Genomic DNA, 14140 nt, shown 5'->3' on the forward strand with positions numbered 1-14140 from the left:
TACTACAAGGATTGTAGATTAGTCTTTTGTAAAATTGCCGAAAGCTCGTTAATAAATCAAACTGATAATAAGTTCAAGAGAGCTACAAAACTGTACTTAACAGTACCTTTTTTTGTGTTGGATATTTTTAATATTCATAAGAGTACCTTATTTTATATTAGATATTTTTGCTATTTGTACTTATAGTAGTATTTCTGCTTACTTTAACTAAAACATCACCATTAATATGTGCTATATCGAACATAGATATAAACAATTATCCTGAATGCTGCTAGTTTAGTTAGTAGTTTGATTAAAATAAGGCATAAATTACCTAAAATCAATATATTTATCTAGTAAATTTTTGCATCCCCATTCCTGAGTGAACTTGATTAGTTATGCTCCTAGATTTAGAAAGATTTTATCAGGCTTGCAATCCCAGCAGACCTCTAATTATAGGAAACCCTAGTGATCGCAGGTACTATATTGATTTTGCTGCGGTGCGGGGTGGCAAAATTATCGAAGCTTTGCAGCGCACGATCGCTAGAATATCGCCAGATATACCAACTTGTCAACTATTTACAGGACATCTCGGTTGTGGAAAATCAACGGAGTTGTTGCGCCTGAAAGCTGAGTTAGAAGTGGAGCAATTTCATGTAGTTTACTTTGAGTCTACCCATGTCTTAGAAATGGCCGATGTGGATGTGACTGATATTTTGTTAGCGATCGCTGGACAGGTGAGTGAAAGCCTAGAAGCGATGAAAATTAGGCTCAAACCTACTTACTTTAGCAAGTTATTTGGTGAACTTGTAGATTTTCTGCAAACGCCAATTGACCTTGGGGTAGAAGCAGAATTGTCTGTAGGGATTGCCAAAATTACAGCTAAAACTAAAGAAAGTCCCCAATTACGGCGGCGGTTAAGAGATTATTTAGAACCGCGAACCGCAAATATTTTACAGTCAATTAATCAAGAATTGCTAGAACGTGCCACCAAGGAACTGAAAGCCAGGGGTAAAAAAGGATTGGTGGTGATTGTTGATAACTTGGATCGAGTCGCAATTCGACCTTTACCATCGGGGCGATCGCTGCCAGAATATTTATTTATTCAGCGGGGCGAACAATTACGCAAACTGAATTGTCATGTAGTCTACACTATTCCCCTAGCCCTGACTTTCTCCAACGATAGTGCCGAACTTCAGCATCGTTTGGGGGGTGGAGTTGCACCAAAAGTTTTACCGATGATACCTGTACGTCTGCGCTCTGGCGAGATTTTTCCCCAAGGGTTAACAATGATGCGGCAAATGGTGCTAGCTAGAGCTTTTCCAGACATTTTACCTAGCGATCGGTTAGGCTTAATTACAGAGGTGTTTGATAGTTTAGAAACCTTAGATCGATTGTGCCTGATGAGTGGCGGTCATGTACGCGACTTACTAGGTTTACTGTTTGACTGTCTGCGAGAACAAGATCCACCCTTTGAACGGGAATGTGTCGAACTGGTAATTCAAAGACAGCGGGATTACCGAGCTAACGCTATCGACCCTCATGAGTGGGAATTAATCTTTCAGGTGGTGCAACAGCAACGAGTTAGAGGTGATATAGAATACCATACCCTCTTGCGAAGTCTATTTGTATTTGAATACCGCGATCATCAGGGAGCTTGGTTTGCCGTCAACCCAGTTTTAGCGGAGACAGAAAAATTTAAATCATGGTTGAAGGACACGCACAAGTAGATATAACAGCAGCTAATGAGCGTGCTTTACGGAGTTTGGGGAGAGCAATTGCCCTTTCTAGCGGTCAATTTTCCCTGGTTTTGGTGTGCTGCAATTATCGAGTTTTGCAAGAGCTTATGCTGCAACGACTCGAAGAACTCTCTTCAGGAGTACACTACATTCAAAAGGTAGTTCTGCCGCATAATGCCAGAAGTCTTTACACAAGTATTCATTTACAACTGCTAACCGAAGCTAATCCGCCATCGGCGTTGATGATTTTGGGTTTAGAGTCAGTAGATGGACTCGACGATTTACTGAGGTCTATCAATCATATTCGGGATGAATTTCGCAAACGCCACCCATTTCCAATGATTTTATGGGTGAACGAGGAAATATTGCAAAAAGTAGTCCGTTTAGCACCAGATTTTGCTAGTTGGGCGGCGACACCGATTCGGTTTGAAATGACAACTCAATCACTGCTGCAATTTCTGCAACAGGAAACTGACTCTTTATTTGCTACTGTCTTACCAAATGCAACACCTGACTTTTCACCTCATGTGGAAAAGTTAACGCGAAACCTAACCCCCCAACCCCCTTCCCTATTAGGGAAGGGGGAGAATTCAAAGCCTCTCTCCTTTCAGGAGAGAGGTTTGGAGAGAGGTTTTCCAGATCCTGTGAAAAGTCAGAATGCTGCACAACACCAACCTCCTCAAGTTGCAAAGCATTATTCCACTGTCGAGCAAGTCTGGGAGCATAGTTATGAACTCCACTTTGCGATTAGAGAGTTGCACAATCGTGGTATTAGCTTAGAGCCAGAATTACACGCTAGTTTAGAGTTTGTTTTTGGTCTAGATAATTATATTAGCGATCGCATCAATACAGGTTTAAGCCATTTTCAGCAAAGCTTGCAAGTTTGGCAAAAATTGGCAGAGACAGGGGAAGCAGGGGAAGCAGGGGGAGATGAGGGGGTATTTTCTTCGTCTACGCCTCCTAATCGCCCATCTCCCCTACTTCTGCGACAGGGAATCTTACTGTTTTATATTGGGCTGTGTTATTGCCGTTTTGCAGAGCAAAATCAAATAGAAAACCGCCGCCATTGGTACACCGCTAAATCTTATTTTCAGCAATGCTTGAATATTTTGCAGGTGGCTGGGCGTTTAGATATAGTTGCTGGATTTATTAATCAACTCGCTGAGGTTTTGCAATATCTGCAAGAGTGGGAAGAATTGCAAACAGTTGCTCAAAAGTCTCTGGAGTTACATCAAACTTATGGTAGTCAAATCCAATTAGCTTGTGACTACGGTTTTCTGGCACAAGTGGCTGTGCAGCAGTCACGGTGGGTACAGGCAAGTATCTTAGCACACGTATCACTGCTGAAATTAGGTGAGGCGCAAAAGCAGAACGACCCTTATAACTGCTTATTTCCATTATTATTGGGGCAAATTTACTATTTAGTTTTAGCGAAAGCACAGCGAAATTTAGGTGAGCTAGTAATCGCTCGTGAATATCTCGACAAGGCAACAAAAGAACTACCAGCAGCCTTAGAAAGCAGTGCCCATCAATACGATGCCCATCGTTATATTCGCTTATTGCGGCGACTGCGATCGCTCTACTTTGAAGAAGGGCGATATTTAGAAGCCTATTACATTCGACAAAAACGGCGTTCTGTTGAGCAGCAGTATGGTTTTCGGGCTTTTATTGGTGCAGGGCGTTTGCAACCCCAAAGACAGGCGACAAACCCAGCATTAATGTCACCTTCTGGAAGTAGTAGCGTTGCTTTAGAAATTGCGGCTTCTGGTCGAGAGCGTGATATTAATAACTTAATTGGCAGAATTAGCCGCGCCGATCAAAAGTTGACGGTGATTCACGGTCAATCAGGGGTGGGTAAGAGTTCTACCGTCACGGCAGGTTTAGTGCCAGCACTGCAAAATCGAGCCATTGGCGATCAAATCGCCGTACCTGTGGTACTACAAGTTTATACCGATTGGGCACGGGAATTAGGAAAATCTTTAAGTGAGGCGATGTCTAGTGACGCATCCCTGGCGATTTACGCTGATATTAAGCCAGAAGCAGCCATTGAATCCGAGGCTTTGCCTTACCCTGGCATACCGTTTACCATCGGTAGCATTTTACAACAACTCCAAGAAAATGCCGATCGCCATTTGATCACAGTTTTAATTTTTGACCAGTTTGAAGAATTTTTCTTTGGTTATAGCGATCGCAATCAAAAACAAGAGTTTGATAAATTTATTAGTGACTGCCTCAAAATACCTTTTGTCAAAGTCATCCTTTCCTTGCGAGAAGATTATTTACATCGGTTATTAGACTTTAAACATCTCTCAGCACTGGAAGCGATTAATAATAATATTCTCGACAAGCATATCCGCTATCAGTTAAATAATTTTTCGCCAGAATATGCCAAAGCAATTATCCGAAAATTGACGGAGCGATCGCAGTTTAATTTAGAACCTGCTTTAATCGATGCCTTAATCGAAGATTTATCAACAGAATTTGGAGAAGTCCGCCCCATTGAATTACAAGTTGTGGGAGCGCAAATTCAAGATGAACGAATTACTACACTAGAAGAATATCAGCCATATAGACCCAACAAACTCATCGAACGATATATTAAGGAACTGATTAAAGACTGCGGCACAGAAAATGAACGAGCCGCTTTACTCGTCTTATATTTATTAACAGATGAAAGCAACAACCGACCTTTTAAAACTCGGGCTGAGTTAGCGGCGCAGCTAGGAGAGTTAGAAGATGCTGACAAATTAGATTTAGTATTAGAAATTTTAGTGCGCTCCGGTTTAGTAGTTCTCTTTCCTGATGTCCCAGAACGCTATCAACTGATTCACGATTATTTAGTAGACTTGATTCGCTACCTGCAACAACAAGAATCGAGCTTACAGGTACAACTAAATCAGTTGCGCTATAAAGTAGAACAAAGTAAAGCTGAGATTGAGCGACTTAAAAGCGAACTTAGTCAAAATAACCAGCGTTCTAAATTGGTAGCTCCTCATCCCCAACAGGGATTAGACTTATTAACAGAATTGCGAGAATTACACAAGCGGGAAGAATTAAGTCAGTTAGAAATTGAGCAATTACGAGCTGAACTTAAAGAAAAAGAGTTAACAGCTAAACTTGCAGAAAGTCAAAAGAAACAAAGACTTAGTGAAGCTCAATTAAATCGTTCGCTGAAAATTGCCCTAACCGCTTCCGTTCTCGCCATATTGGGATTAAGTGTTTCCATAGTGACAGCGGTAGATAGCGAAATTAAAACCCTCAGTGCATCCAGTGAAGCCCTCTTTGCCTCGCAAAAAGGTATTGATGCTTTAAAAGAAGCTTTAAAGGCAGGGGGAAAATTACAACAAACAGTCTGGGTAGATTCCAATACAAGAGAGCAAGTACAGACAGCGCTTTATCAAGCAGTTTCCGGGGTAAGAGAATATAACCGCTTGGACGGGCATCTATCTGGCGTCAATAGTGCTACATTCAGCCTTGATCGCTCTTTAATTGCCTCAGCCAGTGCCGATACTACAATCAAACTCTGGCGTCCTGATGGTAGCTTGGTCAAAACCTTGTCGGGGCATGAAGATGTAGTTAATAGCGTCAGTTTCAGTCTAGATAGTCAAATCATTGCTTCCGCCAGTCAAGACAAGACGATAAAACTTTGGAGTCGAGAAGGTCAACTGCTTGCTACTTTATTAGCGCATCAGGGTGTGGTGAATAGTGTTAGTTTCAGCCCAGATGGCCAGATTATTGCTTCGGCAAGTACAGACAAAACAGTGAAACTGTGGAGTCGGGATGGTAAGCTGCTCAAAACTTTGCAGGGACATAATGGTGCAGTCTTGAGTGTTGCTTGGTCAACCGATGGTCAAACCTTAGCTTCCGGGAGTGCTGACAAGACAGTGAAATTGTGGAATCGGGATGGTAAGCTGCTCAAAACCTTACAGGGACATGATGATGCAGTCAAAAGTGTCGCTTGGTCGCCTGATGGAAAAACAATTGCATCTGCTAGTTTAGACCAGACAATCAAGCTGTGGAATTTGGAGGGAAAGCTACTGCGAACCTTATCAGGTCATAGTGCTGGAGTTACCAGCGTCAGTTTTAGCCGTGATGGTAACACGATCGCTTCCGCAAGTACTGATGAGACAATTAAACTCTGGAGTTCTGAAGGTGTGTTGCTGGGAACCCTGAAGGGACATAATAATTGGGTGAATAGCGTCAGTTTCAGCCCAGACGGTCGTACCCTGGCTTCCGCCAGTCGGGACAAAACTATTAAACTTTGGCATTGGGACGATGTGTTACTGCGAAAGCCGAAAGCCGATAATGATGACTGGGTAACTAGCATCAGTTTTAGCGCAGACGATCGCACCTTAGCAGCAGCAAGCCGAGACAAAACTGTAAAACTTTTCAGTCGTGATGGTAAACTACTTCGTACATTCACGGGGCATCAGGGTCAAGTTTGGGGTGTAGCTTGGTCGCCTGATGGTCAAGTAATTGCCTCCGCTAGTAAAGATAAAACAGTAAAACTTTGGAGTCGTGACGGTAAACTGCTCAATACCTTACAAGGTCATCATGATACAGTTTTGGGTGTGGCTTGGTCGCCTGATGGTCAAGTAATTGCCTCCGCTAGTAAAGATAAAACAGTAAAACTTTGGAGTCGCAACGGTAAACTGCTCAATACTTTACAGGATCATCAAGAAGCGGTGAATTGGGTAAGCTTTAGTCCTGATGGCAAGTTGTTAGCCTCAGTTAGCGATGACAAAACCGTTAAAATCTGGAGTATACATGGTAAATTGCTATACACATTAACTGGTCACAGCCGTCGGGTAAATGGGGTTGCTTGGTCGCCTGATGGTCAAAGCATTGCCTCAGTGAGTATTGATAGCACGGTGAAGATTTGGAATCGAGACGGTAATTTGCTAGATAATCTCACGGGCGATGGCGATAGTTTTATCAGTGTCAGTTTTAGCCCTGATGGTAAGACTCTAGCAGCTAGCAGTGATGACAAAGTGAGGATTTGGAACCGAGCAGGGACGTTGCTGATTGCTTTGAAAGGTGATAAAGATGAGTTAACCAGCGTCAGTTTCAGCCATGACAGCAAAACTCTAGCTGCGGGTAGTGGTAATGGCACAGTAATTTTCCGAGATTTAGCAGATATCGAACTGGAAAAATTACTGGCACGGGGTTGCGATTTGCTACATGATTATTTGCAGACTAATCAGAAGGTAATGAAAAGCGATCGCGCCTTGTGTTCTGGTAGGTGATAGCGTATTTGATTATCGAATTTACTTTTTACTTTTGCCTTGTTCTATTAATGTGTTTGCTCGTTCAATTTAATGGCTATTGAGGTGAAATGAGCCTAACGTTGGGAAAGTAGGTGCGATAGCGATTGACATCGCGGGTAATGAGAGGCAAATTAGCAGTGCTAGCATGGGCACCAATGTATAAATCAGGCAATGGAGAGGTTCTTGCACCACCACGACGACGGTAGTTAAGAAAACTTTGACCTGCTAGGAATGCCGCATCCCAAGGTAAAGGGAGACGTTGAAACATATCTTCTGGCAATGCAGTGATGAGTTCTTGTTCTCTGGCAAAGCCGATGGCAATCTCAGCGTAGATGATGGGATTGATCGCAAGTTGATCTTGACGGGCGTAGGTTGTCAGTTGAAGGGCTGACCAATCAAACCAGTTGGGATCGTTGGTAAGAATGTCGAGGATAACGTTGCTGTCTACCAAGACGGTCATGGATTGTCGTCGCTACGGGTGAAGGTCATAATTTGGTCAGTGGTGAGATTGCCAGCAGCGCAGCCCCGCATGGTGTTAATCCAGGTTGAGATTTTATCGGTAGGTTGTATTTTCTTGAGGTAGAGGCGATCGCCTTCGATTTCAAACGCTAATTCTACGTCAGGAGAAATGTTTAGCACCTCTCGGATTTCAGGAGGGATGGTAATTTGACCGTCAGGTGTAATCCGCATCGTGTGTTTGTTGTTCAAGCGTTCTTATGTCCTCATATTAATGTTGAAGTGTTTGTCTAATAGCTTTTCTGCATTTCTATTTTCCATATTTTGCACTATTTTAATCGTCTCACAAGATGATAAAAATGAATAAGCACGCCTTGTGTCCTGGTAGGTGATGGAGATTTTGTTCCTATTCAGATCGTTAATAGCAGCTATACCTTTACAAGGTTGCTATTGAAAACTTTCAGCTTTGTCTATAAATTTGCTATAGTGATAGTTAAGAGCATTATTGCTGGGTTGAGATGCTAAATCTAGCGGTACAGACAAAATTATACCATTTAAATACCAGTATTGTGTATCTTTAAGACTTGAAGAAACTTCCACCTTTCCCATTTTGGGATTAATAGAAATCATATAAAGATCAAACAAATTATGAATATCTGCTCTGAGTAGTAATCCATTGGTAACATGGTTTGTGTCAGTTCCTTGGTATGGAATTATATGAGCTGCTTCTAGAACAGCTTCCACGTCACAATCTGTTATGCAACATTTTCCGTTATAGGCTTGCAATAGTTTTTTACGAAATCCAGACTGACCTTGCCTTCTAACAATAGAAGCAAGATTTTTTTCTCTTGCATCTTTAATGTTATCTGCTTTAAAACAATCATCATCTTTAATTTTTTCCTGTATATCAACAAGTTTTAGGATATTAGTGTCAGGCAGAAAAATATCAAAATCAGGTATTTTCTCTAAATTCGTAGGAACTTTCCAAACTTTAACTCCATCTCCTCCTTCAAAACAAGTTGCATCACCTGAAGAAAGTAGCTTTCCATCAGGACTAAAAGAAAGTGTTATTGAGTTATGAGAATTTAAAACGTCAAGAAGTTGCTTATTTGTAAAATTCCATATTTCGATATTTGTATGACAACCAGCAGCTAAAATTTGTTTTCTGGGATGAATTGCAAAACAACGTATAAAATTGTCGGAGGTTTCAGATAATATATTTACCAATTCACCATTTTTAAAATTCCAAATTTTTATCCCACCTTTTCCACTACTTACTAAATATTTGTTATCAGGAGTAATTGCTATATCGAAAGCAATTATGTTTAATGTATTTAGTAACTCTCCTGTATGTGGATTCCAAATTTTTACAATGCCTTCGTTACAAACACTAGCAAGAATATGCCCATCTGGACTGAAAACGAGCTTATTAATCCTTAAAGAATGTCCTGCAAGTGTACGCAGTAACTCTCCAGTTAAGGTATTCCATAGATATATGGTTGTTGCTTTACCCTGTTCGGTCTTGTACTTACTTTCTCCTCCACTAGCAAGAATTTTACCATCCGGACTGAAAGCAACAGAATGAACAGGGTCTTTACGCACTGCTAAAGTGTAAATTAAATTTGCTGTTCTCAAATCCCAAATTTTGACCGTTTTATCTAAACTTGCACTGGCAATTATCTTTCCATCTGGACTAATACTGAGAGATGAAATCACTTCCGAGTGCCCTTCAAGGATATTAGTCAGTTTTTTTGTTATCAAATTCCATACGAGAATTTTATTGAAGCTAACACTAGCAAGAGTATTACCATCTGGAGCAATTGGGGCACCATAAACCCAACTAGTGTGACCTGCTAAAGAGGCTATGTTTTCCCAAGAGTAATTATATTGGTTCATATTAGAAGTGTGATTGTCAAAACAAGTATTATAGTCAATAGTATAATTGTACTATTATATGATACTAGGGTAAAATTTTTAGCAGTCTTTAGATATTTATATAAAACAAATCTGATGTTATTTATTAGACCAAAACTACACTTACCAATTGCGATCGCCTTCCATTACCCTACCTCAAGCCGTTGTTTCAGAACTACAGCAGGAAAATCAGCCAGGACTCATAGACAAAGCTATACATCTTGGTAGCATTGAGTGAAGTACCCGTCAGCAAGGGAGCGAGGGCGATGTACGCAACCGTCACACAACCACTGACTTTTGAAGAGTTTCTTGCCTGGGACGATGGTTCAGGCAGAGAGTTTGAGCTATCAGATGGCATTCCCGTGCCATTATCAGAACCAAATGCAAATCATGAGGATTTGATCGAGCGACTGTGTAGCTACTTAGAAAATCACTGCCAAGAAAATGACCTGCCTTACGTATCGCGCCAGTCCAAGCAGGTTCGGCTCAAAACAGCACAAGGAGAAAAAGAAAAAAGCCGGAAAGCAGATATTGTCATATTTGCAAGAGTTGAATGGCAGAGGATGAAAACTAGCTCTAGTTCTGCTGCTGCATATATTCCACCACCCGGAATCATTGAGGTCGTTAGCAACAACTGGAAGGACGACTATCTGACAAAACTTGCTGAATATGAAGATTTGGGCGTTTTCGAGTACATCATTGTAGACTATGCTGCTTTTGGTGGCATTCGGTTCATTGGCTCTCCTAAGCAGCCAACCATTACAATCTACCAACTTGAAGATAGAGAGTATTTACCCCCAAAGGTGTTTCAAGGAGAGGATCGAATTGATTTTAAATTGTTTCCGAACATTGCCTTAACGGCTGAACAGATTTTTGCAATGAGTCGCTGATTAGCAACGATTTTTAGCTCCCACTAACCAACTGCTTTCTGTCTCAACTAATGTCGGAGCCGTCAGTTTAACTTCTGGTGGCTCGACATTTTCTATTATTGGAATTTCTGGAGGATTTTCTAACATCGCTCAAATTTACACAATACTTTGAACAGATGCAGCGTGCGATCGCACCCCAAAAAATCCTTATGTAATTAAATATGCGACATTAAATCTATGTATTAATACATATAATAATCCGGAAAGACCGATTGGCTCAAGGTAACAAAGAGACTGTAAGAGCGATCGCTATTATGACAGCATAAGTATATTTTGTATAAGAAAATACTTATTGTGAACTTTGAAGTAGATTTTTTTATTTGAACTAAAAATCTAAGTAAACATACTAATACACTGTGACAGAAATTTGCTTACCTTTAACAAGGGACTTGAGTAGGGACAATTCATGAATTGCTCCTACTTGTCTGCTTGCTTAATTGAGATGGTAGCTGGATTTGCGCCGCACTCTATTAGGCTGTGATTTGTTTATTATTCTCAGCTTAATTTCGGTCTAATCATGATCAAAAACACTATTCTAGATCCTCTAGTAACTGATATACGGTGTGAAGAAATTTGTCAGATTTTGGGAGAGACTTACAACCAAGAACGCTGGAACGATTGGCGCTGGCAAATGCGGCATCGGTTGACTAAGCTGGAACACTTTCAGAAGTTATTAAGGCTTAGTACTACCGAAGAACAGGGACTTTTAATTGCACCAGAAAAGTTTGCTGTAGCGGTAACTCCATACTTTGCATCACTACTCGATCCAGAAGATCCGCTTTGCCCACTACGGTTACAGGTGATACCACGGCAAGAAGAATTAATAGTTAGTCCAGCAGACATGGTAGATCCATGCGGTGAAGATAACGACACTCCAGTACCAGGACTCGTACACCGCTACCCTGACCGAGTGTTGCTGCTTGCCCTAGACAGTTGCGCTGCTTATTGTCGTTACTGCACCCGCTCTCGTTTGGTGAGCCAAGGTGAGATGTACCCAGTAACGCGGCGGTTGGATGCGATCGCTGCTTATCTGGAGGAACACACCGAGATCCGTGATGTGCTAATTTCTGGTGGCGATCCTCTATTGATGGCTGATGAACCTTTAGACAATTTGCTTGGGCGGCTGCGTGCCATTAAGCATATTGAATTTATCCGAATTGGTTCCCGCGTGCCAAGTTTCTTACCACAGCGAATTACACCGCAATTGGTTGCCTTGCTTCGTAAACATCGTGTGTGGCTATCTTTGCACTTTTGTCATCTGCGAGAACTTACCCCAGAAGTCGCACAAGCTTGCGATCGCCTAGTTGATGGCGGCATTCCTTTAGGCAGTCAAACCGTGCTGTTAAAAGGTGTGAATGATTCTGAAAAAGCCCTGAAGAATCTGTTTCACGGTCTTCTCAAGCTGCGTGTGCGACCCTATTATCTTTATCAATGCGACCCAGTTGTTGGTACTGCACATCTGCGAACGAGTGTGCAAACTGGGCTTGATCTAATTTCTAAATTACGTGGTCATACTACTGGCTACGCTGTACCAACCTATGTAATTGATGCCCCTGGCGGTGGTGGCAAAGTCCCAATTCAAGCCGAGACTCTAGTTGCTTATGAGAAGGGTACAGCTACAGTGCAAAATTGGGCAGGTAAGACGTACACCTATGTAGATCCAGTGGAGCAGGGCTAATATCGTGTCCGGCTAAAGACTTATCATTATAGACCGCAGTTCTTGCTGGGGAAAGAGGCTTTTCCGATTTTTGCACAGATGCGGTAATCATAAGTGATTAACCGGACTTGATATAACACTATATATTTGTACACGAGTTGATCGCCATCATCTAAAAGAGCCGATTGGAATGTTTCTATTGAGTTCTTGGCAAACCAAAAAGCTAAGTAATAGCAGGAGATTAGTTGGAATGTTGATTGTTGGTAATACAAACCTAAAAGGTCGAGGTGTCTTCGCACAGAAGCGCTTTTTGAAAGGAGAGATCATTGAGAGAGTGCCAGTTGTTGTTATATCCGCAGAACAGGTTGAATTCCTAGATAAAACAATTTTGGGCAACTATTACTACGATTGGGAAGATAAAGCTGCGGCGATCGCTCTAGGTTTATCTTCCTTGATCAACCATTCTTACCATCCCAATAGTTATTATGTGAAAAAATTTGCCGAGCGAGAGTTGGATCTGATTGCCTACCGAGATATAGAAGCGGGAGAAGAAATTACTGCCAACTACAACGGTTCTCCTGATGATAAATCTCCTATATGGTTTGATGTTGTTGATGAGATATTTTCACTTAATTAAGGATTTAGTAATCGAAATTCCTTAATTAAGACACCTAATTTGTACATTAAAGCTAACAGAGAAAGCTTTCTCACTGGGAATTATCGGGCTATGGGATTATTCATTGGTCTGTGTTATGACCTGAAGGCGGACTATCTTAAGGCTGGTTTCAGTGCCTCTGAGGTGATGGAGTTCGACGATGAAGAAACTATCATCGGGCTGGAAACTGCACTATTGCAGTTAGGTCATCAGGTTGAACGTGTCGGTAATGGTAGAGAACTTGCTCGGCGTTTGGCAAAAGGCGATCGCTGGGATCTGGTTTTCAATATTGCTGAGGGTTTAAAGGGTCGCTCTCGTGAAGCTCAAGCCCCGGCAATCTGCGAATTATTCGCTCAACCTTACACCTTTTCCGATCCGCTTACCTGCGCCCTGACGTTAGACAAGGCGCTTGCTAAGAGAGTAGTGCGCGATCGCGGTTTGCCGACAGCCCCCTTTGAGGTCGTGAATAATACCGCAGAAGCAGCAGCTGTGTTGCTGCCAATGCCACTTTTCCTCAAACCTATGGCAGAAGGCAGTTCTAAAGGGGTAACTGGACATTCTCTTGTCAAAGAACATGAGGAGCTAGTAAATGCTTATCAAGTGTTACACGAACTTTTTGGGCAACCAATACTCGTGGAAACCTTTCTTCCTGGTAGAGAAGTAACAGTAGGCATTATTGGCAACGGTAGCAACTCACATGTAGTAGGTGTGATGGAAGTAATTTTTACAGGGCAAGCGGAAGCTTTTGCCTACACCACCCTCAACAAAGATGAGTATCTGGAACGAGTATCTTATCGTTTGCTCATAGATCCTGAACCACTGGCAGCACAGGCAAGGCAACTGGCGCTGGATGCTTACCATACTCTTGGTTGCCGTGATGCTGCCCGGGTGGATCTACGCTGCGATGCTAGCAGTATGTTGCAGTTTATGGAGGTTAACCCATTGCCAGGGTTAGATCATATCCGCTCAGACTTGCCAATTATGGGACGTTTGGGTGGTGTAACATACACAGAAATCATTGCTCAAATAGTCGAGTCTGCATGGCAAAGATATAAATGCTGAACAAGAGGCAGGGGGACAGGCTGACAGGTACAACAAAACTACACCTGTCAGCTACTTCTCCCGCCCCTGTGCCCTTATTTTATGCAATATGAAGTTGCTCAAACTAAACTACAGAGGGATGTTAGGTGATACGCTCATCTTATAGTGTGTTAAATACTGTTACCTAACTGTGGAGAATATACTCATGAATTTATTATTTATGCAAACAGCAGCACCAGGTATAGATGCTGCCCCTCATTTTCCTGTTGCTTTTACCTTGGTGTATGTCGTTGGTTTTATTGCCGCTGTCACCATTGGGTCAATAGCTTGGTACAACTCGAAACGCCCCGCAGGTTGGGAAAGCAAAGAACGTCCTGATTTTGTGCCTAAAGTTGATAAAGAAGAAACTCCGGGTCTGGGTGAACCTAAGTAATAAGCAGTGATCAGTGCTGAGTTTAATAATCAAACTTACAGCAGTTTTCATTTATTTTGAACCACATTTT

Annotated in this window: 11 protein-coding genes; 7 read left to right on the forward strand and 4 right to left on the reverse strand. The window is 41.9% G+C overall.

What is annotated here, in order from left to right; all coding sequences use genetic code 11:
- Nucleotides 1-377: 377 nt before the first annotated feature.
- Nucleotides 378-1709, forward strand: coding sequence for a P-loop NTPase fold protein (locus tag V7L12_RS04210; RefSeq protein ID WP_335082401.1), 1332 nt, complete (start codon nt 378-380; stop codon nt 1707-1709).
- The gene (locus V7L12_RS04215; RefSeq protein WP_335082403.1) at nt 1685-6964 is read left to right on the forward strand and encodes an nSTAND1 domain-containing NTPase; all 5280 of its coding nucleotides are present in this window, start codon (nt 1685-1687) and stop codon (nt 6962-6964) included. The genes V7L12_RS04210 and V7L12_RS04215 overlap by 25 nt, the downstream gene beginning before the upstream one ends.
- Before the next feature lie 76 nt (nt 6965-7040).
- On the opposite strand, the gene V7L12_RS04220 is transcribed toward V7L12_RS04215, so the two are convergent.
- From V7L12_RS04220 to V7L12_RS04230, 3 genes are all read right to left on the reverse strand, one after another.
- Nucleotides 7041-7445: a type II toxin-antitoxin system VapC family toxin gene (locus V7L12_RS04220; RefSeq protein ID WP_335082405.1), complete on the reverse strand. Its 405-nt coding sequence runs from the start codon at nt 7443-7445 to the stop codon at nt 7041-7043.
- Nucleotides 7442-7693 carry an AbrB/MazE/SpoVT family DNA-binding domain-containing protein gene (locus V7L12_RS04225; protein WP_334821272.1) on the reverse strand — a complete coding sequence of 84 codons (252 nt, stop codon included), beginning with the start codon at nt 7691-7693 and terminating at the stop codon, nt 7442-7444. The genes V7L12_RS04220 and V7L12_RS04225 overlap by 4 nt, the downstream gene beginning before the upstream one ends.
- A gap of 195 nt (nt 7694-7888) precedes the next feature.
- Nucleotides 7889-9337: an HNH endonuclease gene (locus V7L12_RS04230; protein WP_335082407.1), complete on the reverse strand. Its 1449-nt coding sequence runs from the start codon at nt 9335-9337 to the stop codon at nt 7889-7891.
- Between the two features lie 284 nt (nt 9338-9621).
- Here V7L12_RS04230 and V7L12_RS04235 point away from each other — a divergent pair, with 284 nt between their 5' ends.
- Nucleotides 9622-10245 carry a Uma2 family endonuclease gene (locus tag V7L12_RS04235; RefSeq protein ID WP_335082409.1) on the forward strand — a complete coding sequence of 208 codons (624 nt, stop codon included), beginning with the start codon at nt 9622-9624 and terminating at the stop codon, nt 10243-10245.
- Here the strand turns inward: V7L12_RS04235 and V7L12_RS04240 are convergent, their stop codons facing one another.
- Nucleotides 10246-10371 carry a hypothetical protein gene (locus tag V7L12_RS04240; RefSeq protein WP_335082411.1) on the reverse strand — a complete coding sequence of 42 codons (126 nt, stop codon included), beginning with the start codon at nt 10369-10371 and terminating at the stop codon, nt 10246-10248.
- A 430-nt stretch (nt 10372-10801) separates the two neighbouring features.
- On the opposite strand from V7L12_RS04240, the gene V7L12_RS04245 reads away from it, so the two are divergent.
- The 4 genes from V7L12_RS04245 (at nt 10802) to psb35 (ending at nt 14070) form a co-directional block, all read left to right on the forward strand.
- Nucleotides 10802-11962: a KamA family radical SAM protein gene (locus V7L12_RS04245; protein WP_335082413.1), complete on the forward strand. Its 1161-nt coding sequence runs from the start codon at nt 10802-10804 to the stop codon at nt 11960-11962.
- A 229-nt stretch (nt 11963-12191) separates the two neighbouring features.
- Nucleotides 12192-12578 (forward strand): SET domain-containing protein, encoded by a 387-nt coding sequence (locus tag V7L12_RS04250; protein WP_335082414.1) that lies wholly within the window; start codon nt 12192-12194, stop codon nt 12576-12578.
- A gap of 90 nt (nt 12579-12668) precedes the next feature.
- Nucleotides 12669-13658: a D-alanine--D-alanine ligase family protein gene (locus V7L12_RS04255; protein ID WP_335082416.1), complete on the forward strand. Its 990-nt coding sequence runs from the start codon at nt 12669-12671 to the stop codon at nt 13656-13658.
- A 184-nt stretch (nt 13659-13842) separates the two neighbouring features.
- Nucleotides 13843-14070, forward strand: coding sequence for a photosystem II assembly protein Psb35 (psb35, locus tag V7L12_RS04260; RefSeq protein ID WP_335082418.1), 228 nt, complete (start codon nt 13843-13845; stop codon nt 14068-14070).
- Nucleotides 14071-14140 lie beyond the last annotated feature (70 nt).

This window comes from Nostoc sp. (assembly GCF_036918245.1).
GTDB lineage: Bacteria > Cyanobacteriota > Cyanobacteriia > Cyanobacteriales > Nostocaceae > Nostoc.